The organism is Ensifer sp. GW823-FHT05D09 (genome assembly GCF_058795755.1).
This window is the reverse complement of record NZ_JBXAIA010000046.1, coordinates 1-465: the sequence shown is the minus strand read 5'-3', so window position 1 is coordinate 465 and position 465 is coordinate 1. Positions and strand designations below refer to the sequence as shown.

Here is a 465-nt window from a genome sequence, read left to right as displayed (position 1 = left end):
ATCCGGCGCACAGGCAGCCGACGCAATCGTCGCAGCCGAGCCGGAGCCCATGGAATACGTTCGCGTTTGCGACGCTTTCGGCACTGGCTACTTCTACATCCCGGGCACCGAAACCTGCCTCAAGATCGGCGGCTTCATCCGTTTCCAGACCGACTTCGGTCGTGACAAGGTTACGAGCAAGTGGAACCCGGAAGACATCGGCAACCAGGCAACTTCTGACTGGGATGCATTCTCGCGCGCTTACATCTCGTTCGACGCCAAGAGCGACACCGAGTACGGCACGCTCACCGGCTTCTTCGCTGCTGAATTCAATGCTGATGCCGACCAGGACGAAGCTGACAGCCTGATCGACGTTGATGAAGCCTACATCCAGCTCGGCGGCCTCAAGGCCGGCTTCTTCTACAGCTGGTGGGACAAGGGCCTGAACGGCGAAACCGACACGCTCGGCAACAACACCGAGTTCAA

The 465-nt window shown here is 59.4% G+C and carries 1 protein-coding gene; it reads left to right on the top strand.

Features of this window, described 5'->3' with window-relative positions; all coding sequences use genetic code 11:
* Positions 1-465, top strand: a 465-nt coding sequence (locus AC1Q80_RS30855; protein WP_492362945.1) for a porin, incomplete at both ends; no start/stop codon positions are given.